At 31.4% G+C, this 24,602-nt stretch carries 25 protein-coding genes; 4 read left to right on the forward strand and 21 right to left on the reverse strand.

Features of this window, described 5'->3' with window-relative positions; genetic code table 11:
• Positions 1-7: 7 nt before the first annotated feature.
• The 10 genes from LQ673_RS11120 to LQ673_RS11165 form a co-directional block, all read right to left on the reverse strand.
• Positions 8-715 (reverse strand): GntR family transcriptional regulator, encoded by a 708-nt coding sequence (locus LQ673_RS11120; RefSeq protein ID WP_037589561.1) that lies wholly within the window; start codon positions 713-715, stop codon positions 8-10.
• Positions 716-858: 143 nt separating this feature from the next.
• A complete protein-coding gene (locus LQ673_RS11125; protein WP_191836621.1) occupies positions 859-2,049 on the reverse strand; it encodes an amidohydrolase in 1,191 nt (396 codons plus the stop codon).
• A gap of 50 nt (positions 2,050-2,099) precedes the next feature.
• Positions 2,100-2,303 carry a hypothetical protein gene (locus tag LQ673_RS11130; RefSeq protein ID WP_037589565.1) on the reverse strand — a complete coding sequence of 68 codons (204 nt, stop codon included), beginning with the start codon at positions 2,301-2,303 and terminating at the stop codon, positions 2,100-2,102.
• A 61-nt stretch (positions 2,304-2,364) separates the two neighbouring features.
• Positions 2,365-3,093: an ABC transporter permease subunit gene (locus LQ673_RS11135; RefSeq protein WP_191836622.1), complete on the reverse strand. Its 729-nt coding sequence runs from the start codon at positions 3,091-3,093 to the stop codon at positions 2,365-2,367.
• On the reverse strand, positions 3,090-3,962 hold the full coding sequence (pmtC, locus tag LQ673_RS11140; protein ID WP_191836623.1) for a phenol-soluble modulin export ABC transporter ATP-binding protein PmtC: 873 nt from the start codon (positions 3,960-3,962) through the stop codon (positions 3,090-3,092). Before pmtC ends, LQ673_RS11135 begins: the two co-directional genes overlap by 4 nt.
• Before the next feature lie 17 nt (positions 3,963-3,979).
• The gene (gene pmtB / locus LQ673_RS11145) at positions 3,980-4,645 is read right to left on the reverse strand and encodes a phenol-soluble modulin export ABC transporter permease subunit PmtB (RefSeq protein ID WP_191836624.1); all 666 of its coding nucleotides are present in this window, start codon (positions 4,643-4,645) and stop codon (positions 3,980-3,982) included.
• Positions 4,642-5,298 carry an ABC-2 transporter permease gene (locus LQ673_RS11150; RefSeq protein ID WP_191836625.1) on the reverse strand — a complete coding sequence of 219 codons (657 nt, stop codon included), beginning with the start codon at positions 5,296-5,298 and terminating at the stop codon, positions 4,642-4,644. Before LQ673_RS11150 ends, pmtB begins: the two co-directional genes overlap by 4 nt.
• Positions 5,299-6,174 carry a phenol-soluble modulin export ABC transporter ATP-binding protein PmtA gene (pmtA, locus tag LQ673_RS11155; protein ID WP_239705791.1) on the reverse strand — a complete coding sequence of 292 codons (876 nt, stop codon included), beginning with the start codon at positions 6,172-6,174 and terminating at the stop codon, positions 5,299-5,301.
• Between the two features lies 1 nt (position 6,175).
• Positions 6,176-6,553: a PSM export ABC transporter transcriptional regulator PmtR gene (gene pmtR / locus LQ673_RS11160; RefSeq protein ID WP_025905075.1), complete on the reverse strand. Its 378-nt coding sequence runs from the start codon at positions 6,551-6,553 to the stop codon at positions 6,176-6,178.
• 156 nt (positions 6,554-6,709) lie between these two features.
• A complete protein-coding gene (locus LQ673_RS11165; RefSeq protein WP_191836627.1) occupies positions 6,710-7,993 on the reverse strand; it encodes an aminotransferase class I/II-fold pyridoxal phosphate-dependent enzyme in 1,284 nt (427 codons plus the stop codon).
• Positions 7,994-8,157: 164 nt separating this feature from the next.
• Between LQ673_RS11165 and LQ673_RS11170 the strand changes: the two genes are divergently transcribed.
• Positions 8,158-8,334 (forward strand): hypothetical protein, encoded by a 177-nt coding sequence (locus tag LQ673_RS11170; RefSeq protein ID WP_037589573.1) that lies wholly within the window; start codon positions 8,158-8,160, stop codon positions 8,332-8,334.
• Between the two features lie 50 nt (positions 8,335-8,384).
• On the opposite strand, the gene LQ673_RS11175 is transcribed toward LQ673_RS11170, so the two are convergent.
• Both LQ673_RS11175 and rsgA read right to left on the reverse strand, forming a co-directional pair.
• Entirely contained in the window at positions 8,385-9,197 is an 813-nt protein-coding gene (locus LQ673_RS11175; protein ID WP_107577452.1) for a MetQ/NlpA family ABC transporter substrate-binding protein, read from the reverse strand.
• A 225-nt stretch (positions 9,198-9,422) separates the two neighbouring features.
• Positions 9,423-10,466 (reverse strand): ribosome small subunit-dependent GTPase A, encoded by a 1,044-nt coding sequence (gene rsgA / locus LQ673_RS11180; protein ID WP_191836628.1) that lies wholly within the window; start codon positions 10,464-10,466, stop codon positions 9,423-9,425.
• A gap of 194 nt (positions 10,467-10,660) precedes the next feature.
• Between rsgA and LQ673_RS11185 the strand changes: the two genes are divergently transcribed.
• Positions 10,661-11,179 (forward strand): methylated-DNA--[protein]-cysteine S-methyltransferase, encoded by a 519-nt coding sequence (locus tag LQ673_RS11185; RefSeq protein WP_107577514.1) that lies wholly within the window; start codon positions 10,661-10,663, stop codon positions 11,177-11,179.
• A 31-nt stretch (positions 11,180-11,210) separates the two neighbouring features.
• Here LQ673_RS11185 and LQ673_RS11190 read toward each other — a convergent pair whose 3' ends face one another.
• The 3 genes from LQ673_RS11190 to groES form a co-directional block, all read right to left on the reverse strand.
• Complete coding sequence (locus LQ673_RS11190) at positions 11,211-11,774, reverse strand: GNAT family N-acetyltransferase (protein ID WP_191836629.1); 564 nt, start codon at positions 11,772-11,774, stop codon at positions 11,211-11,213.
• 129 nt (positions 11,775-11,903) lie between these two features.
• Positions 11,904-13,529: a chaperonin GroEL gene (groL, locus tag LQ673_RS11195; RefSeq protein ID WP_191836630.1), complete on the reverse strand. Its 1,626-nt coding sequence runs from the start codon at positions 13,527-13,529 to the stop codon at positions 11,904-11,906.
• A gap of 43 nt (positions 13,530-13,572) precedes the next feature.
• Positions 13,573-13,857 carry a co-chaperone GroES gene (groES, locus tag LQ673_RS11200; protein ID WP_025905068.1) on the reverse strand — a complete coding sequence of 95 codons (285 nt, stop codon included), beginning with the start codon at positions 13,855-13,857 and terminating at the stop codon, positions 13,573-13,575.
• A 173-nt stretch (positions 13,858-14,030) separates the two neighbouring features.
• On the opposite strand from groES, the gene mroQ reads away from it, so the two are divergent.
• The gene (gene mroQ / locus LQ673_RS11205; protein WP_025905067.1) at positions 14,031-14,801 is read left to right on the forward strand and encodes an intramembrane glutamic endopeptidase MroQ; all 771 of its coding nucleotides are present in this window, start codon (positions 14,031-14,033) and stop codon (positions 14,799-14,801) included.
• 396 nt (positions 14,802-15,197) lie between these two features.
• On the opposite strand, the gene LQ673_RS11210 is transcribed toward mroQ, so the two are convergent.
• Positions 15,198-16,625, reverse strand: a complete 1,428-nt coding sequence (locus LQ673_RS11210) for a phosphate--AMP phosphotransferase (protein ID WP_239705790.1) — start codon at positions 16,623-16,625, stop codon at positions 15,198-15,200.
• A gap of 113 nt (positions 16,626-16,738) precedes the next feature.
• On the opposite strand from LQ673_RS11210, the gene LQ673_RS11215 reads away from it, so the two are divergent.
• On the forward strand, positions 16,739-18,439 hold the full coding sequence (locus tag LQ673_RS11215; RefSeq protein ID WP_159315391.1) for a M3 family oligoendopeptidase: 1,701 nt from the start codon (positions 16,739-16,741) through the stop codon (positions 18,437-18,439).
• A gap of 839 nt (positions 18,440-19,278) precedes the next feature.
• On the opposite strand, the gene LQ673_RS11220 is transcribed toward LQ673_RS11215, so the two are convergent.
• The 5 genes from LQ673_RS11220 to LQ673_RS11240 form a co-directional block, all read right to left on the reverse strand.
• Positions 19,279-20,412, reverse strand: a complete 1,134-nt coding sequence (locus tag LQ673_RS11220; RefSeq protein ID WP_159315392.1) for an SdrH family protein — start codon at positions 20,410-20,412, stop codon at positions 19,279-19,281.
• 189 nt (positions 20,413-20,601) lie between these two features.
• A complete protein-coding gene (locus LQ673_RS11225; RefSeq protein WP_191836633.1) occupies positions 20,602-22,083 on the reverse strand; it encodes a glycoside hydrolase family 32 protein in 1,482 nt (493 codons plus the stop codon).
• A gap of 67 nt (positions 22,084-22,150) precedes the next feature.
• Positions 22,151-23,104, reverse strand: a complete 954-nt coding sequence (locus tag LQ673_RS11230; RefSeq protein ID WP_126477687.1) for a LacI family DNA-binding transcriptional regulator — start codon at positions 23,102-23,104, stop codon at positions 22,151-22,153.
• A 126-nt stretch (positions 23,105-23,230) separates the two neighbouring features.
• Complete coding sequence (locus LQ673_RS11235) at positions 23,231-23,455, reverse strand: sulfurtransferase TusA family protein (RefSeq protein WP_025905061.1); 225 nt, start codon at positions 23,453-23,455, stop codon at positions 23,231-23,233.
• Positions 23,456-23,473: 18 nt separating this feature from the next.
• Positions 23,474-24,541 carry a YeeE/YedE family protein gene (locus tag LQ673_RS11240; protein WP_196307913.1) on the reverse strand — a complete coding sequence of 356 codons (1,068 nt, stop codon included), beginning with the start codon at positions 24,539-24,541 and terminating at the stop codon, positions 23,474-23,476.
• Positions 24,542-24,602: the final 61 nt, after the last annotated feature.

The following is a 24,602-nucleotide window of genomic DNA, read 5'->3' on the forward strand; positions in this document are numbered from 1 at the left end:
CAAAATCCTACTTTCTATCTATATTAGTTTGAGAATTCCACAAGACATCAATTTGTTCATCAACGTCATCGAAATTTAAATGAAATGCTTCTTTCATTTTATTTCTATCTTTATTTTCAATCGCTTCAATATATACTTTATGGTTGTGTATCACTCTTTTAAAATCTTCTGGTTCATTTTGCATTCTTTTTCTCATCGAAATTAAAACTAAACATTCCATAACTGGCGTTAAATTGTGCCATATCATTTCAATGTATTGATGGTGAATAGCAGTGATCATTGATTCATGAAATAGTAAATCCAATCTCGTGAATTCATCTGCATCTTCAAATTCAACAGCTACAGTCATCATTTTTAATATTTTATTCAGCTGTTTAATCACTTCTTCATTATTTTCAACTAGTAATCTTTCAAATACAAATGACTCTAACATCAACCTAATGTCATATATTTCTTTTTGGTTTGCTTTAGATAACCCCATAACAACTGCTCCCATACGTTCTAATGATATTAGACCATCTTGTTGCAGGAGTTTAAGTGCATCTCTTACTGGTGATCGACTCACTTCAAATTGTTGAGCAATTTTATTTTCACTTAACTTATCGCCTTCTTCTATAATCTTACTTATAATTGCTAGCCTAAGTTCACTCGCTACTTGCTCTCCCGTTGAACGATGCTTCAACCATTCGCTTGGATAATGATAATGATGTTTCATAAAATACCTCCAAACTTCGTATACTTGTATACAAGTTATTGTAAACGTTTTCGAATTATTTGTAAACGGTTACTGCTTATTTTTTAAAATACAAAAAAAGAGTTCAGGATATTTTTTTATCCTAAACTCTCATAAATATAACGCTATTCTATTGATAATCTGTTTAATACAACTTCCCCTAATGCTTTACTCGCCGTTAATAAAGCATCTTCATTTACCACAAATTTCGGACTATGGTTAAAGTGCGCTTTTTCAATTCCATATGGTTTACATCCGACAAAGAAAAATGTACCTGGTATTTTTTCAAGATATATCGCAAAGTCTTCAGAACTCGTTAATTGTTCATGTTCTTTTAAGGATTCAAAATAATCACCTTGACTCGTTGCCAAAATATCTATTAAATAATCTGTTTGTTTATAGTGATTGACTAGTGGAATACAATCTAATTCATATTTAAACTCACATTGAATATTAAAAGTATCTTCTAATCCTTTAATTAACTGCTCGATTTCAACATGGATTTGATGACCTATACGACTTTCCATATATCTTACATCACCAGCTAATTCAACACTATCTTGGATAACATTTAATGATCCTAAACCATTGAATGAACTAATCGTAACAACACCCATATCAAATGGATTCAACCTTCTCGATACAACGGTTTGAACATTCGTTACGAAAGTACTTGCTGCCATAATTGCATCATTCGCAAGGTGTGGACTTGATCCATGACCACCTTTTCCTTTAACTTTAAGGTGAAATAATGATCGACCACCCATTGTAGGACCTTTCCTATATGAAATAACATCAGGTGTATAATCTGGGAATAAATGAATACCATAGATTTCATCCACACCATTTAAATATCCAGACTGCATCATGTCAATTGCGCCACCTGGTGCTAACTCTTCTGCATGTTGATGGATAATCATAATCTTACCTGGTAAATGCGCTTTAAGTTCAATCAAACATTCCGCAAGTATTAACAAATATGCAGTATGTGCATCATGCCCGCAAGCATGCATCCAACCTTTATTTTTAGAACTAAATGGTAATCCCGTATCTTCAGTAATATTTAAAGCATCAAAGTCTGCTCGTAATGCAATTGTTCTTCCCGGTAAACTGCCTTCAATCTCTACAATCAGTCCGTAATTACCACCAATACGATTATGTATTACAACGTCTTTATTTTCATAAAATGCTTCTATATATTGTGATGTCTTCACTTCATTAAATGACGGTTCAGGATATTGATGTAAATATTGATAATGCTTAATCATATCTTGTTCTTTTTGTTCGAGCTTTTTGAATAGTAAACTACGTAACATAGATTCACCCCCTTAATTTCATAAAAAGTAACTACCACAAGATGTAGTAGCTACTTTTTTTCATTTTTATTTTTTAATTTATCTGGATGTTCATCAACTTTATCTTCTTTTTCAAATTTCGCTAATACGGCTGTTAGGAAAAATCCTAGTCCAGCTCCAATCATTAATGAGCTTGGTGTGCCGTGGAAAAAGAAACTTGCAACAATACATATTATACCAATAATGATATAATGTTTAATAAATTTTTTACCCAAAAATATCCCTCATTCTTATGTCTAATAATTTAAATTTAACATAGAAATGAGGGATAAACCATTAAATATTCTTATTTCTTATCATGTAATGATTGATACCTGTGAATACAGCAATACATGCTACAGTTATCCATATTTGTGAAACTTTCATTGTTAGTAAACCTTGATTCAATATTTTAGGTAAAAAGTCTAAAGGATTATATTTCATCATTTTTGATAAATCTTCCCCTATTTCAGGAATAAAAATCAATGCATCAAAGATGTTAGGTAAAAATAATATTAATATGATGGCAGTAGTATAAACAACTGCTGATTTACCAGTTAATAAATTAAGGATATTTAATAATGTTCCGTAAAATAGCATGATAAGTAGAAATTCACCAAACATTTTGAAATAGTCCGAAACACTTAATTCGCCTGCATCAATTATAGTTGATGCTAATAATGTAAATAGCGTACCTAAAATCGTAAATATAATAACAATGCCAATGATAGATAGTAACTTGCCATATAAATACTTCACTCTATTTGTTTTAGAATTTAAAAACAACTGAATCGTACCATACTGCATATCACGTACTATCGTTCTAATAGAGAACATTAATAATACGAGTCCTCCAAATACAAAGAACATAGCCAATACAACTTGTGCATCAAATGGTCCATCTAATGTTTTAACAGAAATCATGATGGCTATTCCTGGAAACAATGAAATAAGAAATCCTAAATAGCCTAATGGACTTTTAAATATTCTCGTTAAATCATATTTTACATGTTGGGCGATATTCATGATACTTCAACTCCTTTGTTAATATTAAAGTATTGATCTCTTAAAGTCGTTTTATTATTTTGAATAAACTTAGGATAAATATTTTTAGCGCTTAACGCTTTTAACACGTCTTGATAATTTTCTAGCGCTTCTACTGAAATAATCGATTCTTGTTTATTACTTGTTACTACTTTGTAATTCATCGTAAGAAGATTAAGTGCTTCATTATAGTTTGAATGGTCAAAAATAAATTTGGTCACGTCTTTAGATTGGGCTTTCATATCGTAATCTTCAACGATTGCACCATCTTTCATAAATACTGTTCTATCGCATATTAATTCAATATCTTCTAACTTATGACTTGAAATGAGTACTTTAATATTCAAATCTTTACTTACTTTTTCTAATGTTTTTAAGACATCAATCGAACCGTCTGGATCCATCCCGTTTGTCGGTTCATCTAAAATCAAATATTGTGGTTTATTCATAAGTGCAACTGCAATAGATAACTTCTGTTTCATACCCATTGAATATTTTTTTACTTTTTTGTTGATATAAGGCTTAATGCCAAATGACTCGATTAACATATTGATATAATCATCATCAACATTAGTCCCCAATACATTTCTAAAGAAGTTTAAATTATAATAGCCAGTTTTATTTAAATATAATTTAGGATTTTCTATTAAATAACCCACTTTGTCACTATTTTCTTTGTTAAAATTCCCTTCATACTTCATAATATTCTGGTTCATAATTTTCATTAATGTTGTTTTACCTACACCATTTTTACCTATTAATCCGACAATTTGGCTATCCCCAAAATCAAAGTCAATATTTTTAAGGATATGTTGCTTACCATAATACTTTTGTATATTATTTAATTTCACGATTATTCACCTCTCCTTTAAATTGTAATTGCATGCTTTCGTGCTTTAATAATTGAAATGATATAACTCACGATAAATAAAATGATGGAACAGCCTAAGAATATAGACATGTCGTGTGTCTTGAATATATGCGATTGTACTGAGAAGAATTTAAGCACATAATCTATAAACTGAATTGAATTTGGTACAATTGCACCGACTATAATCATCCAAAATATAATAGGGATTTTGATTAATCTTTTATACTCAGCAAATGGCAAGATTAAACTAATCGTCAACAAATTCCCTGCAATGCTTAAACACATGCCTGAAAGATCATATGAAATTTTCATGCCTGGTTCTTGTATTAAAAATGCTACAATCGTACATAAACCAAGTAGTAATTGTGTGAATAAAATAAATATTAATCCTGTTAAATAATGAGCATTAATTACTGTTGATTGCTTAACAGGTAAACTTAAAAATGTATATTCAGAATGATTTTTATTGATTTTATTAAATAGAAAATACATTGGTACTAAGAACACAATATGGATCATAACAACGATTATTCCTAATATACCTATTTTAATAAAGCCATTAAGAGGTAATACGACTATTAATGGTAATAACAATGCTGTAACTAACATTAAATATAGGTATGATTTTGATAAAATTAAGTTTCTATATAAGATTGCCTTCATTTTATACCTCCATAAACCGTAATTTGATCTTGTTTCGCTTGTTTGATAGCTCTGCTAAACTGAATCGACCATATGATTGCAACGATTAACAATATGATTGCTGGTGTATAGTATAAAAATATTTTCCAACCTAAAACTTCAGCAAATTGGCGAGTTCGATTCGAATATATACCAAAGTAAAACATTGTAAATATCCCATACATAGCAACTAATATCCAAGCACCGAATTGATTAATATTCAAATGTGCAAATGTTGGATAAACGATGCTTAAAGTAAATAAGTTCGTTGCTACAATAAATAACCCAGCTTGAATAAATATTGTGTCTTGTTTTACGAATGCTAAGAACATAATCATGATAAATGAAATACCTGTTACTAATAAGTTATATAAATAATGCCCTCTTACAATATCAACTTTAGAAATTGGTAAACTCATATAAAAGATTTGACTACTTTGTTTATTTAAAAATATTGCGTGATTAATACTGTGAACTGAAACGACTGCGACAAAATATACCGCTAATACATTCATGAGTTCTATACTTTGAAAAGACACAGTAAATTTCGTTAACAATACTAATCCGAAACAAATTAAATAAAGTAAGTAATACCCTTTCTCATATTGAAAGTTTCGGTAGAAAACAGCTTTCATTTATACCACTTCCTTATCGAATTGATCTTTCTCAATTCTTACCATGATATCCTCTATTGATGGCGTTTCAACGACTACTTCATTTCCAAATAACTCAACAAATACTGAACTTTGTCTAGTTAATCCTGAGAAACCTGTATTCGTTTCTTTCACACTGATTAATAACGACCTTAATTCATCATCAAGTATAGATTGGTCTCCTTTAATAATTCGATAACCATCTGTTAAATCTTCTACACTTTCATTAATAACAATGGATCCATTTTTTAAATAAACGATATAATCAGCAATTTTCTCTAAATCTGAAATAATATGTGTAGAGAAAAAGATTGTTTTTTCTTCATCTATTAATTCTCTTTGTAAAATTTCAAGCACTTCGTTACGTACGACTGGATCAAGTCCTGCAGTTGGTTCATCTAGAATGTAGAGTTCAGCATGGTGACTTAATGCGATTGCTAATGACAATTTCATTTTCATACCTGTTGAAAATTGCTTAATCTTTTGTTTATAAGGTAATTTGAATTCTTTAATATAACCTTCAAATATTTCGTGAGACCATTGTTTATAATATTTACTGATGACTTTCTCGATTGTTTTAATATTCCATTTTTCATACATATATAATTCAGAATAGACAAAGCCGATTTTATTTTTAATATCAACTGGGTTCTCACTTAAATATTCTCCAAGTATTTTTAAATCTCCACTTTGTTCTTTAAGTAGACCCATAATAATACGAATAATCGTTGTTTTACCTGCACCATTCGCACCAATAAATCCTGTTACATAACCTTTACGTACTTCAAAGTTAACATCTGATAATTTAAGATTTTTATGACTAAAATTTAGATTTTTAACGTCTATCGCATTGTCCATTTTATTCACCTTCCTCATAAATCAAATTAACGATTTCATTGAGTTCTTTAACATCCATTCCGATTAACTTTGCTTGTTTAGTTAAATCTCTTGCTAAATCCTCTATGACAATAAATTGTTTTTCTTTCATGATTGAGGGATCTTGTGATTTTACAAAAGTACCTTTCCCTCTTATCGTCGTGACAAATTGCTCTTGTTCTAAATCAACATAAGCACGTTTAGTTGTTATTAAACTGACGCCTAAATCACTTGCTAACTCTCTCATAGAAGGTAATGAAGCACCCGGTTCTACTTTACCTTGTAATATTTGTGCTTTGATTTGTTCTTTAATCTGTTCATAAATTGGCTGATTACTATTATTTTGAAGTAGAATCTTCATGTTTAACCTCCCTCTCTTTAACTGTGTATAAACAGTATATACACTATATACATATTTGTCAAACTCATTTACTAAAAAGCTTATAAATCAATATTTTAAGACATAAAAAAACAGAGTGTGTATATGAATTGTATATACACACTCTGTTTGATTTTATTATTTTAAGTCATTGATTCCTTTAGCAATAGATTCAAATACATGTTCTATATCAGATTTTTCAATACAACTAAATGCAATACGAATATCAGTTTTATTTAAAGCAATAATACCAATACTATACTTATCAATTAAATGTAATCTCAATTGTTCAGGATCTACATCTAACACTTTAAGTGCCATAAAGTAACCTGAATTAAATGCATATGGCGTCCATAATGATTTATATTCATCGCGATATGCGACTTCTTTCGTTACTTCATATCTTTCTTTTAGAATATTCACGTTATGATCAACTTGATCTTGGAAAGAAGGATCTTCCATTGCATGAATTATTGCAGTTTGGCTAGGTAAAGAACAACTTGATAAGTTACTTCTAATTAAACCTTTTAATTTAGCAACTAATACATCTTTAACAACATCATTTTGACTACCAAATGTTAAGAAACCAACACGGAAGCCCCATGAGAAGTATTCTTTAGTTGCGCCATCAATTTTAACCGGCATAATATTTTCATGATTTAACGCTGTTAATGCTGTAAAGACAGATTGTTTATAAACATCTTCAAAGAACAATCCATAATAAGCATCATCAACTAATGTAATCACTTGCGTACCTTTGTCAGCTAATTGTTTAATAGCTTCAACCATTTCTTTAACTTCTTCAACTACTGGTGTATAACCAGTTGGGTTATTTGGGAAGTTTAACACGAGAACAACTTTTTCTTTATTATATTGTTCTAAAGCATGTTTGAAATATTCTAAAGTGTAACTACCATCTTCTTCAAAAGCTTTATAAGTTTCAATGTTCGCACTATGTCTTACACCAAAAGCTAATTTATAGTTACCCCAGTTATGTTCAGGTAATAAAATTGTATCTTGTGCATCTACAAATAAATCTCCAGCTAAAGATAAACCATGTGTTAACGCATTTGTTACGACTGGTTTAGAAATATCATCGACACTTAAATCAGGGTTGTCTTTTAAAATTTTCTGTTGCCATAATGTACGTAAACGTTCATCACCTTGTGGCGGTGCATATGGGAATATATCACTTGGATCTTGGTCACCAAATTGATTATATAAAGCATCTGTGTACATAATACCTTCATCAGTAGTTGCCATACCGATCGTTGCATTATACTTTGTACCTTTTGCTTCTCCAGATTGTGATAAAATACCCTTTGGATAATAAATAGATTTACCTAAATCGGAAAGCATATCTAATACAACAGGATATTCTTTTTTCAGTTGTTCATTTAATTCTAATGCTAGTGGGTTCATAGAAAGTCATCCTCTTTCATTGTTATGATACTTCTATACTAGACGAGAATTATGAAAATTAAAAGTGTGTTCACTAAATTTCATCATTTAATTTTAGAAAATCATCCCTTTTTGGATAACAAAGAAATAATTGATATAATAAATGAAGCAAAGGAGCAAATCATATGTCTACAATTACAAAAGTTCTTGTCGGTTTAGCTATAATCTGCTTAATTATTGGAATAGGCATTCAAATAAGCGGCAACTCAGGCATTCAATTTACATTCGCTTCAATATTATTTTTAATAGCCGCATTTATAAGTAGAAATGGCGACCGCAAAAAAGCTAATAGAAAGAAGTAAAAAATATAGAGACTGGAACATAAGGTAATGTCCTAGTCTCTATATTTATATTATGATTGCTTTGGTATTTTCCAATAATCATCTTTATTTTCTTTATCTAATACTTTCTTAAATCCTTTTGATTGATATGCCTCTTTTATATCTTTAACCCATTTAGCATCTTTATTTTTACTATCTACAACAACTTGTAAATATAAATCTTCTACTAAATCTTCTTTTAGAAGTCCTTTAGCTGGATCAACTTTCGAAGCGTAAACAATTGAACCTGGTATAACTGCATAATCAACTTCGTCTAAAATTCTAGGAATATTTGCAGAATCCATCGTTTTAATATTAAGATTCATTGGATTATCAGAAATATTTTTCTTCGTGATTTTAATATCATTTTTATCTGCATTTAATTTAATCCATCCTGCTTTTTCTAATAAACGATACGCTCTAGCTGCATTTGATGGATCTTGTGGTATAGCTATTGTATCTCCCTTTTTAATACCTTTAAGATTTTTATTTTTATTAGAGAATATTTGTGCAGGCACAGTTGGTATTTTAGTAATATTCGTTAAATCAGCATCTCTTTCTTTATTAAACGTATCCATATACGCTTTATGTTGATCAACGTTAACATCCACACTACCTTCTTGCAAAGCAACATCAGCTTGAAGTAATTCTGTGAAGTCTTTATCTTTAACAGTATAACCTTTCTTCTCTAACTCAGGCTTAATACCTTTTATGAATAATTCACTATAAGGTCCCGGTGATGTAGCAATAGTAATTTCCTTCTTTTCTTTGTCATCATTATTTCCACAAGCTGCTACCACAACTGATAAAATAAGTGTCAAAGCTAAAAATATGTATCTCTTCATAAAAACATCTCCCTTAATTCCGACTAAACTAATCTGTTTAATTATTATATTATCATTTACTATTCTAAAGTCAATCAAATTTTTATATGTTAAACTCTCATTAGGAGTGATGATTATGGCTTTATATCAAAAGTTAATTCAAACGAATGCTGGTGAAATGACTGTACCTATAACATAATAAAAAAACAGAAATCCTCTATTGAAGAATTCTGTTTATTAGTTCGTTTAATATTTTGGTTTATTTCTATTCATTTTAGTTAATGATTTCCATTGATTTTTCTTTTCAGAAGCCGCTTTTTTAGATACTTTCGAATTGTTATAAGCAATTTCTTTTTTAAGTTTTAAATAGTTGTTATATTGACTTATATCTAAATCACCATTTTTTAAAGCTTCTTGAACTTTACATCCAGGTTCAGTTTCATGTGTACAATCACTAAACTTACAGTTTTGTGAGAGTAATTTAATTTCTTCAAAACTGTCTATTATATTATCTTGGTCCACTGAAAGACCTAAGCTTCTCATTCCAGGTGTATCAATTATTACACCGTTAGGCTGAATCAAATACAAACCTCTATGAGTTGTTGTATGTCTCCCTTTTTGGTCGTCTTCTCTTGTTGAATGAGTTTTTAAAATATCTTTGCCAACTAAATAGTTCGCTATACTCGATTTTCCGACACCCGACGAACCTACTAGTGTTGCTGTCATACCTTTATAGAACCTTTTCGTAATTTGATCCATATTAATATTTTCAAGCACACTAGTTGTGATAATTGGGACATTACTTAATCTTCTACTAACTAATTGAACTTTTTCTTTATAATCGTGAGCAGTGTCCATCTTATTCAAAATGATAACAGGTAATGCACCACTTTCTTTAATTTGAATCACGTATCTTTCTAACCTGTTTAAATTAAAGTCGCCATCTAGTCCCATTACAATAAACACTTCATCAATATTCGTTGCTATATATTGGTCAAGTGATTCATGTTTTTTAGATTGCCGTTTTAGCTCACTAGTTCTTGGTAATATATCAATTATCAATTTAAAATCATCTAGTTCATTAACGACAACCCAGTCTCCTATAGCAGGTATCAAATTTTGATTAACTAATTTTTGTGTAATTTCTGCTTTATACTGACTTGTGGTTGTTATGACTTTAAAATGATTTTTAGAGACGAAAGATATTCTTCCAATTTTAAATTCATCACTAAAATTATTCTTATAATATGATAATTGTTCTTCTTTAATACCTAATTGTTCTATTTTCATTTAACTCCCCATTTATATAAATTAGGAATTATGGCCACCCATACTTAAGTTAACAAGAAACAATTGATTTAAATCCATCATAATACATCACCCTTTCAAACTTATTACCATAATTGTATATGAACATATATTTTTATTCAAATTCATAAAGTATGAGTTGTCTATATGTTAAACTCTCATTAGGAGTGATGATTATGGCTTTATATCAAAAGTTAATTCAAACGAATGCTGGTGAAATGTTAGCAATTGCTAATAATGAGTATTTATTAATGTTACATTTTACGAATAAACCTTCGTTAGAAGATGAATTACATATTGTACGTAAACAACTTAATTCAGAAATTAATGATGAAAGTAATCATGTTTTAGATAAACTTGAGGAAGAATTAGCTCTTTATTTTGAAGGTAATCTTTCTACTTTTACAACACCTATATATTTTAACTTTGGCACACCTTTTCAACAAAAAGTGTGGCGTGCTTTATGTGATATTCCGTTTGGCGAGACGATATCTTATAAGCAGTTAGCTGAAAATATCGGTAAACCTACTGCTTTTCGTGCTGTCGCTAATGCAAATGGTAAGAACTTTATTACGATTCTTGTACCTTGTCACCGTGTGATAGCTGCTGATGGATCAATTGGTGGATATTCTAGTGGCATAGAGCGTAAAGAAATCTTGCTTGATATTGAGAAAAATAAAAGTAACATCGGCTAATATTTTCAACCGATGTTACTTTTTTAATTTGTTATAAATGTTTAATCATATATTTGTAGTCATGTCCGCTTAGTTTTCGATCATATGATGGTTTAAAACCAAGTTTTTCATATAATTTCATTGCACCTTCATTATCAAATTCACAATTTAATGATACTTGCTTAAACTCTCTTTCTTTAGCTCGTACAAAAGCATCTTCTATAAGTTTAGAGGCAATACCTCTACCTCTATATTCTGAAAAGACCGCAACTGAATCAATATATAAATCACCATTATCCGCTTCTTGTTCAGGTAACGGCGTTCCTTCTAATTTAAATGAATCTTTAAATGCAATATTGTGCCAATTTTCTTCAAGTTGTTTTTCGTCACTGCCACTATAGCAATTAAGAAAGCCTGCTACTTCTCCATCGACTTCATATACTTGACTATGTTTATAATGGTTTCTATATTCACTTTCAACACTCGCTTGTTCAAGTAATCTTAAAACAGTTTCTTTATCATTTTGAACAACTAAAGGTAGCTCCATATCATGCCAAATCATAAACATTAACTCACTTAATTTTTTTGCATCTTCTTTAACAGCAGGTCTAATCATATTTTCTACTCCTTTAATACAAATTAGATTCATTTTAACATAAAAATCCCCTTTCCATATGGTTTAATACCATTTAGAAAGGGGATTATACATATCTCTTAGTTTGTAATGTCGGTTATATTCACCGAATTACATCATACCTGGCATTCCGCCCATGCCGCCCATATCTGGTGCTGCTGGTTCTTCTTCTGGAATGTCTGCTACTACTGCTTCAGTAGTTAAGAACATTGCAGCTACAGATGCTGCATTTTGTAGTGCTGAACGTGTAACTTTTGTTGGATCGACAATACCTGCGTCTAACATATTTACCCATTCGTCTGTTGCTGCATTGTAACCAATACCTTCGTCAGCGTTTTTAAGTTTTTCAACTATAATTGAGCCTTCTAAGCCAGCATTTTCAACGATTTGACGTAATGGTGCTTCAAGAGCTTTCAACACAATGTTCACACCAGTTTGTACATCGCCTTTTGCTTCAACTTCAGCTACTTTATTATAAATAGATACTAATGCTGTACCACCACCTGCTACAATACCTTCTTCAACTGCAGCGCGAGTAGAGTTTAAAGCATCTTCAATTCTTAATTTACGTTCTTTTAATTCTGTTTCAGTTGCAGCACCTACTTTGATAACTGCAACGCCACCTGCTAATTTAGCTAAGCGTTCTTGTAATTTCGTACGATCAAAGTCTGAAGTTGTTTCTACAATTTGAGCTTTAATTTGACCAACACGAGCGTCGATGTTTACTGAGTCACCTTGACCTTCAACAATTGTAGTGTCGTCTTTAGTAACTTGAACTTTACCTGCTTCACCAAGCATATCTAAAGTTGTTTCTTTTAAGTCTAAACCTAAGTCATCAGTAATCACTTGACCACCAGTTAAAATTGCTAAGTCATCTAACATTGCTTTACGACGGTCACCAAATCCAGGCGCTTTAACTGCTACTGCTGTGAATGTACCACGTAATCTGTTTAATACTAAGTTTGTTAATGCATCTCCATCAACATCGTCAGCAACAATTAAAATTGGTCTATTTGTTTGTAAGATTTTTTCTAAGATAGGTAAAATATCTTGGAAAGAAGAAATCTTTTTGTCTGTAATTAAGATGTAAGGATTTTCTAATTCAGCCGTCATTTTGTCTGAATCTGTCACCATGTATGGAGAAGTATATCCTCTATCAAATTGCATACCTTCAACAACTTCTAATTCTGTGCTGAATCCTTTAGATTCTTCAATTGTAATAACACCGTCATTACCTACTTTTTCCATTGCTTCAGAAATAAATTTACCAATTTCCTCATCAGCAGCAGAAATAGAACCAACTTGTGCTATTTCTTCTTTTTTCTCAACTGGTTGTGAGATATTGTGTAATTCTTCTAAAGCTACTTTAACTGCTTTATCAATACCTTCACGAATACCAACTGGATTTGCACCACTTGTTACGTTTTTTAAACCTTCTTGAATCATCGCTTGAGCTAAGACAGTTGCTGTAGTTGTACCGTCACCTGCAACATCATTTGTTTGGTTCGCAACTTCTGCAACTAATTTAGCACCCATATTCTCATATGGATCTTGTAATTCAATTTCTTTAGCGATTGTAACACCATCATTTGTGATTAATGGTGAAGTAAATTTTTTATCTAAAACGACGTTACGTCCTTTTGGTCCTAAAGTTACTTTAACTGCATTTGCTAATTTATCAACACCAGCAAGCATAGAACGTCTAGCGTCTTCTGAAAATTTTAGTTCTTTAGCCATTTATAAAAACCTCCATAAAATATCTTCAAAAATATTATCTAAATTATTCAATAACTGCTAAAATGTCATCTTCTGAAAGGATAATATATGTTTCTTTATCACGTTTAACTTCTGTTCCTGCGTATTGTTGATATACAACTTGATCACCTACAGCAACATCTACAGTAAGTCTTGTACCATCTTCTAGACGCTTACCTGGTCCAACAGCAACAACTTTTCCTTCGTTAGACGATTCTTTAGCTGAATCTGTCAATACAATCCCGCTAGCTGTAGTTTGTTCTGTTTCTGTTTTCTCAATAATAATTCTATCTCCCAATGGTTTTAACATTTATAAAATCCTCCTTGGCGCTAATAATGTTAGCACTCTTTATACTTAAGTGCTAACTACATTTTTATAATAATCAAATTTGGTCAAAATTACAAGCAATATAACTTAAATTTTTCTCTTTTTCTGCTAAATAAGGTACAATGTTTACATGTTTATTTTTGGAGGAATTGAAAATGCAATTTAATCGATTAACTGTTAATATTGCTACCCTGTTACTATTTGGTGTTGTACAAACAATCGCAATTATTCCAAATAGTTTATACGCTGATTCAGGATTATCTAAAGTCACAAGATTAGAAATCAGCTTAACTTGGATGGCAACAACAGCTATCATTACTGTTTTATTATTATGGTATATGAACTCAAATATTAAAAATCCAACTCGATTAGAACAACAGAAGAAAGAACCATGGGTATACGTGATTTTCTGGTGTGTTGCAGGTATTATAATGGCCATGCTTGGACAAATCATCGCCGCTTTGATTAATACATATATATTTAATCAACCAGTAGAAAGTGGTAATACTCAAAATCTCATGAAGATTGCACAACAATCACATATATTAATCGTTTATATCGTATTAGCAGGTCCAATATTAGAAGAATTAATATTCCGTAAATTAATTTTCGGAGAGATATACAATATGATTAAAGCACCTAAGTGGTTAAGCTTTATCGTAGCAGTATTAGTCAGTTCTTTTATTTTCTCATTAGCACATTCAGATCCAGAACATACATTAATATATGTTGTAATGGGAACTGTATTTAGCGGCCTTTATGTATTAACGAAACGTATCATCGTACCAATGGTTGCACATATGGGAATGAACGGAATAGTTGTTTTAGGACAAATTGTATTTAAAGATCAAGTAAACGAACAATTAGAGAAACAATCTCAAATTTCACAACTGATTTATCATACAATCTTGAGCATGTATAGCTAAGTGTAAATAAATAAGCATATCACCGAACTGAAGAACTCAGTCTTAAGTGATATGCTTATTTTTTTGTATTTGGAGGGCGGCTAACTTCCATTATTCTGAATTGTGGTTGTTAGAATGCAGTAACTTCCATTTTTCTGAATTCTGGTAATTAGAACTCTGTAACTACCACTATTCCGAATTCTGGTAATTAGAATCCGCTAACTTCCATTATTTCGAATTCTGGTAATTAGAATGCTGTAACTACCACTATTCCGAATTCTGGTAATTAGAATCCGCTAACTTCCATTATTTCGAATTCTGGTAATTAGAATGCTGTAACTACCATTATTTTGAATTCTGGTAGTTAGGTGGGCGCTCTCTTAGAGACATTTCTCGGAATTCTGTCCCTAACATATTCTAATATTGTTTAACGCCCCATAATACTTCTTCACATTTTTTAATAATGTATTTGATAACTTCGATTCTAGCTGATTTTTTATTGTCAGCTGGTACGACAAGCCATGGTGCATGATCTGTATTTGTGAATTTAATCATATCATGACTTGCTTCGATATATTGATCCCATTTTTCTCTATTTCGCCAATCTTCGTCTGTAATTTTCCATTGTTTTTCTGGTGTTTCTTCTCTTTCTTTAAATCTTCTTAATTGTTCATCTTTATCTAAAGTTAAGAAGAATTTTAAAATAATTGCACCTTCGTCTGTCCACATTTTCTCAAATTGATTGATTTCTTCATAGGCACGTTTCCATTCTTTTTTAGTAGCAAATCCTTCTACTCTTTCTACCAATACTCTTCCATACCAGCTTCTATCGAATATTTCAATATGTCCGCTTCTAGGCATATCTTTAGCAAATCTCCATAAGTAATGATGATTCAACTCAACGTCTGTTGGGGCACTTATTGCATTTACTTCATAACCGGTTGGATCTAATTTTTCTCTAACTCTTTTAATATTGCCACCTTTACCGGCTGCATCCATACCTTCGTACACTAATATTAACGGAATTTTTCTTTCGTATAATGCAAATTGCAATTCTTTCAGTCTATCTTGTAAGTCACCAATAAGTGATTTATATGTCTTTTTACTTACTTTATCTATAGATTGATCAAATAGGTCTGTTTTAAACTCTTCCTTAAAATCGCCATCAATTACTTTGTCTTTCTTTTTATGTAGTCTAATCGCGTTGTTCAATCGATCGATGATATGTTTATACATCAAATTGATAGCTTCTTCTCTTTCAGTATAATCAATGATTTCCCATTCATCAGGTGATGCTTTAAGTATTTTATGCATTTCTTTATGATATACATCATCATTAATGGCACTTTCATATTCTTGTGCTTTCCAACTTGTTAATGGATTTTCTTTCATTTCTTTTAAATGTTCTTTTCTCTTTTTATCGCTAATCTCAATATAAAACTTAATAATTTCGTAGCCATCATCTTGGACCATAGCTTCAAAGTCTTTGATTTGTCTGCGTAAAGCATGATATTTATTGTATATAGAATGCTTTATTTTATTTGCTTGATATTCTATATAATATGCATACCAACTTCTAAAATAAATATTGATATCACCTTTTGAAGGTAAACTGTTCCAATACTTCTGTAAAAATTGATATCTTAGATCATCTTCTGAAGGTGATTTCATCGGTACAAAGTGTGTGTATTTAGCATCAAGTGTTAAAAGAAGTTCATTTGATAGTCTCGTCTTACCTGATGCGGGAACACCTTCAAATACAATCATGATAGGAATTCCAAGTTCTTTTGTCTTCCTCGTTAATGCTGCTACTTCTAAAGATAATTGCTCATTATTTTTAGTCATTTATATACACCTCTTTTCATTTCATATTATATGCTTTTACCTTTATTTTCGCAATTTTCAATAAAATTACAACAAAGAAATGTTATAATAAGTTTATTAAGGGAGGTTTTAACATGACGTTAACTTTTAAAGATTATCAATATGAACAAATCAATATTGAAGAAAAAGAAAAACAAACCAAATCATTATTAAATGAATTCGATAATGCAGAAACGGTCGATCAAGCAATTGAGGCGATTAATGAAATTAATAAGATTAGAAACCATACAGATACGCATTATAACCTAGCTTACATAAGAGCATCTATCGATACAAATGATGAATATTATAATAAAGAAAGAGATTTCTTTGATGAAACAATGCCTAAAATACAACATTTAGACCACTTATTCTATCAATCTTTATTAAAATCTAAATTTAAAAATGATTTAATTACGCATTTTGGACAACAGCTATTTTCTTTAGCAGAAGTTGCTCTCAATACATATAATCCTTCTATTAATGACTTACTTGTTAAAGAAAATAAATTAGTAAGCGAATATGATAAATTAATTGCGTCAGCAGATATTGAATATAACGGCGAACATTTGAACTTATCACAATTCAGTAAGTACTTAATCAATGAAGATAGAGAAATTAGAAAAGATGCTTTTAAAGCGAGAGAACAGTTTTTTGCAGATCATCTAGAGGATTTAGATCGTATTTATGATGATCTTGTAAAAACAAGACATGAAATAGCTTTAAAATTAGGATACGAGAACTTTGTTCAACTAGGCTATGATAGAATGCAAAGAATTGGTTACGACGCAAATGATGTAAAAATTTTTAGAGAGCAAGTTAAAGAACATGTCGTACCTATTACTGAAGAAATCAAATCACAGCATGCAAAACGTATTGGTGTTGACAGTTTAAAAGCTTACGATAATAATTTCACTTTTAAAACTGGATCGCCTAAACCACAAATATCAACAGAGGAAATCGTGAAAAATGCTAAAAAAATGTACCATGAACGTTCTAAAGAAACTGGTCATTTTATAGATTTTATGATTGATAAACAATTATTTGATTTAGAAGCTAAAAAAGGAAAAGAAAGTGGTGGATATTGTACTATCATAAATGATTTTAAATCACCATTCATTTTCGCAAACTTTAATGGCACACAAGGTGATATCGAAGTTATGACACATGAAGCTGGACATGCTTTCCAAGTATATGAAAGTTTGAAGTATTCTGTACCAGAATATTACTTCCCTACTTCAGAGGCATGTGAAATTCATTCAATGAGTATGGAATATTTAACTTATCCATGGATGTCATTATTTTTCAAACAAGATACGGATAAATTTAAATTAGCACACTTAGAAGATAATATTAAATTCTTACCGTATGGTGTAGCAGTGGATGAATTCCAACACTTTGTTTATGAGAATCCAGACATTTCTTCTGAAGAACGTAGAAAAGCTTGGTCAGATTTAGAAAATAAATACTTCCCAAGTGTAGACTATGACAATATTCAACATCTTGAAAATGGTGCATTCTGGCATAGACAAGGTCATATTTTTGCATCACCATTTTATTATATTGATTATACATTAGCGACAATTTGTGCAATGCAATTTTTCATTAAACAAGAAGCTGATCCAGAACAAGCATGGTCTGATTACTTAAAAATATGTCAAATCGGTGGTTCACAATCATTTATTGATATTATGGCATCTGTTCAGTTACAATCTCCATTTGAAGAAGGTACTGTAAAATCCATTATAGAAACATTATACAAAGCAACACAGAATATTGATCAAAGTGAATTTTAATAAAAAGGTGGGAGCGGGACAGAAGTCTACTTCCAAGATAATAGAAGAGACTGAGACATTACATTATGTGCCAGTCTCTTTTATTTGGAAAAATCAATGTAAGCGTGAGGTTCTATGTTGCTTGTTTAGGGAGTCTTGCAACATACGGGAGCTCTATGTTGCTTGTTTGATGTGTCTTGCAACATACGGGGCTTCTATGTTGCTAGTTTGGTCAGTCTTGCAATATACGGGGCTTCTATGTTGCTTGTTTGATGTGTCTTGCAACATACAGGATCTCTATGTTGCTAGTTTGGTATGTCTTGATAAATACAACGCTCCTATTTATCTTGTTTGGGTAGTCTTGATAAATACAATGCCCCTATTTATCTTGTTTTACCAGTCTTGATAAATACAAAGTGGCTATTTATCTTGTTTGGGCAGTCTTGATAAATACAATGCCCCTATTTATCTTGTTTTACCAGTCTTGATAAATAGAAAGCGGCTATTTATCTTGTTTGGGCAGTCTTGATAAATACAAAGGCCATATTTATCTTGTTTCACTAGTCTTGATAAATACAAAGTCCATATTTATCTTGTTTCGCCTGTCTTGATAAATACAAGGACCTCCAACATTGCTTGTCACACCTCACTTGCAATATTCAGCCTCTCAACATTGCTTGTCACGCCCCACTTGCAATATTCAGACCTCCAACATTGCTTGTCACGCTCCACTTGCAATATTCAGACCTCCAACATTGCTTGTCACGCCTCACTTGCAATGTTCAGCCTCCCTATTTCTAAAAATATGAAAAAGAGTCTAGAACATTTCTGTCCCAGACTCACTTATACTTTTATTATATTTATGATTTTGAAAATCTTCGCATTATGAATAATATGATGGCTCCTAATGCTAGTACAATTGCGATTGAAATACCAATGATGAATGGTTTAGAAATACCTTTGTCGTCAGAAGCTGTTTCAAAACTTTCTGTCGTTGTTTGAGTTGTTTCTGTTTTAGTATCATCATCATCTACAGAAGTTGTTTCCGTCGTTTTATTAGTCTTTTTAAATTTTGGTTGTGCTAAATCAGGTCTACTACCAACTTTACTTGTTACAAGCGCTAGCACATCTTCATCCAATTTACTATAATACGCTTCTGAATGACCAGGTATAAATTTAGGCGCCTTTTCATCAGTGTATTGCGGATTGTAATATCCATCCCCTACTTCATTTGTATTTGGATATGCTGGCATTGTTTGTTTGTATTGATTTACATTTTGTTCGTTATTGGTATTTGAATTTGGTTCATTAGTTTTAGGTTCTTCAGAAGATGGTTTTCCACTATTGGATTGGTTCGGTGGTGGTACTTGATGATTGTTATCATTACTTGAAGGTTCTTCAGTGCTCGGTTTTTCACCAGACTTTGGTTCAGTACTTGGCTCTTCAGTTGTTGGTTCCTCTGAAGTTGGCTTATCATCTGTCTTTGGCTCTTCTGTACTTGGTTCTTCTGATGTTGGTTTATCATCTGTTTTTGGTTCTTCCGTGCTTGGTTCTTCTGTTGTTGGCTCCTCTGTACTTGGCTTTTCATCAGTCTTCGGCTCTTCTGTACTTGGTTTCTGATCTGATTTCGGCTCTGTACTTGGTTCTTCTGTTGTTGGTTCTTCTTTACTAGGCTTTTCATCTGATTTTTGTTCAGACTTCTTATCTCTAGTAGGTTCTTCTGATGACTGTTCCTCAGTACTTGAATCTTCTTCTGACTTCGGTTCAGTAGTTGTTTCCTCAGTTTTACTATTTTGTACGCTATTTGAATCAGTTTCTTTGGATTGCTGTGCTTCTATATTTTGATTCGATTGTTCTTGAGTTGTGTTCGGAGAAGTATCTTTTGTACTAGATTCATTGCTTTCTATTGCATCTGTATTATTCCCGTGTGCTACTCCAAATGCCATAGAAGATAATAGTAATGTTGAAATCATAGCATTTTTAAATATCTTCATAAAAATTCTTCCCCTCCTCTACATTAATTAATAGTTAAAGTATAAAGGAATGTTTCTTTGTTTTCTATGCTTGAACGCCATATGTTACACAGAATTAATATTTTGTAATAACTTATTCATATTTCTTACAATTTACTGATATTAAAATAAACACTTGCTGTATCAGAACAACAAGTGTTTATTATTCGGTTAATTATTTAGTTGTAAGTCATATTTCGTAAATTTCAAGTAAACTTGGCCAGACTCTGTAGAAGTTCTGAAATTAACAGCATCTTTATCAGGGAATATTCTCGTTGTTAATACTTTTTCACCATCGTTAACGAAAATTTCTAAACTAGATGTATCGCTATAAATTCTCAGTTCTTTTAAGTCGTTATCTAACGTTGTTGTACGAGTTGTCTTCTCAACCGCTTCACTCACAATACCACTTTCAAATCGATCTAAAGTAAGTTGTTTAGAACGTGTATTATAAATAATTTGTGTTGAACATTTTTTAGAAACTCTTAAATCAAAGTATATTTCGCTAGCTTCATTCTCTAGAATCTCAATCATTAATTCAAATTGTTTACCTTCATATGGGTGAAGTTTAACTGAATGTTTATTAGCATAACCTTCAGCAGTTTCTTTATTTGTTCTTAATTTTTCAAGTGCTTTTATAGGTCTTTGTTTCAGTTTGCCTTCTTCAATTGTTAACACTCTTGGAATTGTTAAACAATGTGCCCAACCTTCTTCATCTGTAGCATAATCTATTTCAGGAAGTCCCATCCAACCAATTAAAATTCTGTCACCATGTTCATCTAAGAATGTTTGTGGTGCATAAAAGTCAAATCCTTGGTCTAATTCAACAAAGTCTTGGTGGTCAAACTTCAAGGTATCTATATCAAAATCACCAATTAAATAACCAGATTGATAGATGTTCTCGAATTGGTTATTTTCCGCTTCAATACCTTGAGGTGAAAAGATAAATACATCTTTATCATTTAACTTAAATAAATCTGGACATTCCCACATATAACCAAAGTTTTGCAGTTGTGTTTCAATCTCCCCTTTAAAGTTCCAATCTTGAATATTTTCAGATTCATATATAACAGCCGTACCTGTTTCATTCTCTCTTTGAATCCCAAATATTGCATAGTACTTTCCGTTCTCAAACCATACTTTAGGGTCTCTAAAATGTTCAGTATATCCTTCTGGCTTGTTTGGAATAGCTGGTTGATCAAACTTTTTAAAAGTACCATCCTCTAATTGTTCAGCAATCATTTGAACAGATTTACGCTCCCAATTTTCATTACGCACATTTCCCGTATACATTAAATATAACTTGCCATTATAATCAAAGGCACTACCAGAATATACACCGTGACTATCATATTCTGTATCAGGCGCTAAAGCGATTCCCTCATCTTTAAATTCTAATAAATCTTTGCTTGTATAATGATACCAATACTTCAAACCATGTACTGCACCAAGCGGAAACCATTGATGAAATATATGATAAACGCCATTATGATAAACCAAACCATTTGGGTCATTTAACAATCCTGTTTTTGGTTGAATATGAAAAGTTTGACGCCATTTTGACGCATTAACTTTATCTATTAATTCATTGTATGCTTCATCAGATATGTCTGATAATTTTTTATATCTTTCTTCTCGTGTCCAATTTACCATTATCATTCTCCTTACATCCGATTTAGACCGGTTCCATAATATATATATTTTAGCATACTTGAAAGGCTTAATTTTTTAACCATTCAAATTGTGTTTCAATAATATTTAATTTTTCTACCGTTTCGTGATTAATACTTTTATTTAATACATGAACAGCTGTTTCACCAGCTAAATAATAGTTAAACTTTACTGTCCCAATATGAGGTGCCACAATTTCTGTCATCTTATTTCCGCCAAATCCAATAATCGTTGGCATATCAACTTCTCTTTTTAAAAGTGTATGGTATATACCTAAAGCTATATTATCCGTAGCTGCGACAATAACTTCGTCTTCTCTCAACTTAATGTCATTACCTAATATTTGTGCATCTTTAATACTGAAACTACTTTCAATAAATGTTGGTTCGATGCCTTGTTCCTTTAGTGGAATAAACAGACCTTCTTTTCTCGTTTTACCGACTGCAATGTCATGTTCAGAAACACCGATATATGTAATATTGTGCTTTTGATGTTTCAATAACCATTCTGCAACTTGATTACCTGCTTGGAAATCATCGTGAACAATCGATAAAAGTGATTCATGAGATTGACCAACAATAACAATCGGGCATTCAACTGACTCAATTGCTTTCATATGTTCTTCAGAAATATTCGTTGCCATCAAAATAATGCCGTCCACTTTACGCTTAGCTAACATATAAATAGAATCAATTTCTCTATCTTTTGATAAATCTGTATTCACAATCATTGTTTGAACATTTTGTTTAAGTAAAGTTGTTTCAATACCTTTTAACGTTTCAGTTGTTGCATAAGAATCTAGCCTAGGTACAATTGCACCGATCAGACCTGTTCTCTTAGCCTTTAAACTTTGAGCAAATTGATTCGGTTTATATCCTGTTTCTTCTACTACTTTATGTATTTTTTCTTTTGTACTTTTACTAATGGAGCCGCCATTTAAATATCTAGAAACTGTACTTTTAGAAACACCTGCCATATTAGCAATATCTTTAATCGTCTTCATGTATACACCTCTCAGTCATTTATTTTATCATAAAACCGTTTCCAATTCTTTATAAATAAAATGCTATTTTAAACAAAAAAACCTAGAAACAAAGCCAAATGTCTTTGTTTCTAGGTTAAATATAATTTATTGTTTTTCAACCGTTATTGTCCATGAAGCATCTCCAAGTTGTTCATAATTTGTAACTGGATAGCCATTTTCTGCTGCCCAATTTGGAAGAGCTTCTGTCGCTTGCGTGCAATCAAAATCAATTTTCAATTGTTCGCCTACTTGTAATTCATCCATTTTATTTTGTGCTTCTATTAATGGGAACGGACATACCATTCCTACTGTACCTAATTCATGTACCATATATATTGACTCCTTTTATTAAATACTTTGTGTGCTAACTTGTGTCTTAGTTTGTCTTGCTTTTCTAGGTTTAACAAAGATGAAATAACTCATAAACCATGCACCAAAAATCATTGATGGTAAAGCAACCCAACCTTGCCAACTCATAGCAGCTGTTGAAACTAAACCATTACCAATTGAACAGCCACCTGCTAATGATGCACCAACACCCATGCAAGCACCACCGATAACACTGTTTCTTATAGTTTTAGTATCTGGCATTCTCCATTTAAATTCTCTTGAACCTTTTGCAGCAATATATGAACCGATAAATATACCAAGTACTAAAAATACGCCCCAGTTTATTAATGAAGCATCACCTGTAACTAAGTATTGTACGATATTTGCTGAAGGTGTTGTAATACCAAGGCCAGCAATTCTTCCTGTTGAAGCACTCATTGGCCAAGCAATTAAAGCTATTATCCCTACTGCAATTGCAGCTGCAAATGGGTGATATCTTTTTTCAAATAAGATATGACGAATGCCAGTATATTTTTGTTTTAATTGAGGAATTGCTACTTTTGGTTTTTTGAGAGTCTTTGTCACAAAATAAACTGTAACAATCACTAAAATAGCAATCAATACCCATACAGGTACATTAAGTGTTTCTGCCATATTAGAGTTAACAACACTATATGAATTAATTTTTTCTTGAACAGGATTTAATGGTCCAGATTTCATAATTGCTGCTGTTACACCATATAATACTAAGGCTATCCAGCTTCCAATTAATCCCTCGCCTGCTCTATACCAAGTCCCAGTCGCACATCCACCAGCTAAGATAATTCCGATACCAAATACAAAAGATCCGAATATCGTACCTACTAATGGAAATGTTTCTGCTTCTAGCTTAAATACACCTAATCCAACTAGTGTAAATAATCCAATACTTTGAATAGAGATTGCAATTAATAATGCATAAAACATTTTATTATTTTTCTGTACATACATATCTCTAAACCCGCCTGTTAAACAAAAACGTGTTCTTTGCATAACAAAGCCAAGTAATATTCCGACTATAAGTCCACTTATAATCATCCAAACCATATAAACAACTCCTTATTCCTATTACAATGATAGGAATAATAATATATCATATACAACACAT

It is taken from the genome of Mammaliicoccus sp. O-M54, from assembly GCF_022386035.1.
GTDB classification, from domain to species: Bacteria; Bacillota; Bacilli; order Staphylococcales; family Staphylococcaceae; genus Mammaliicoccus; species Mammaliicoccus sciuri_A.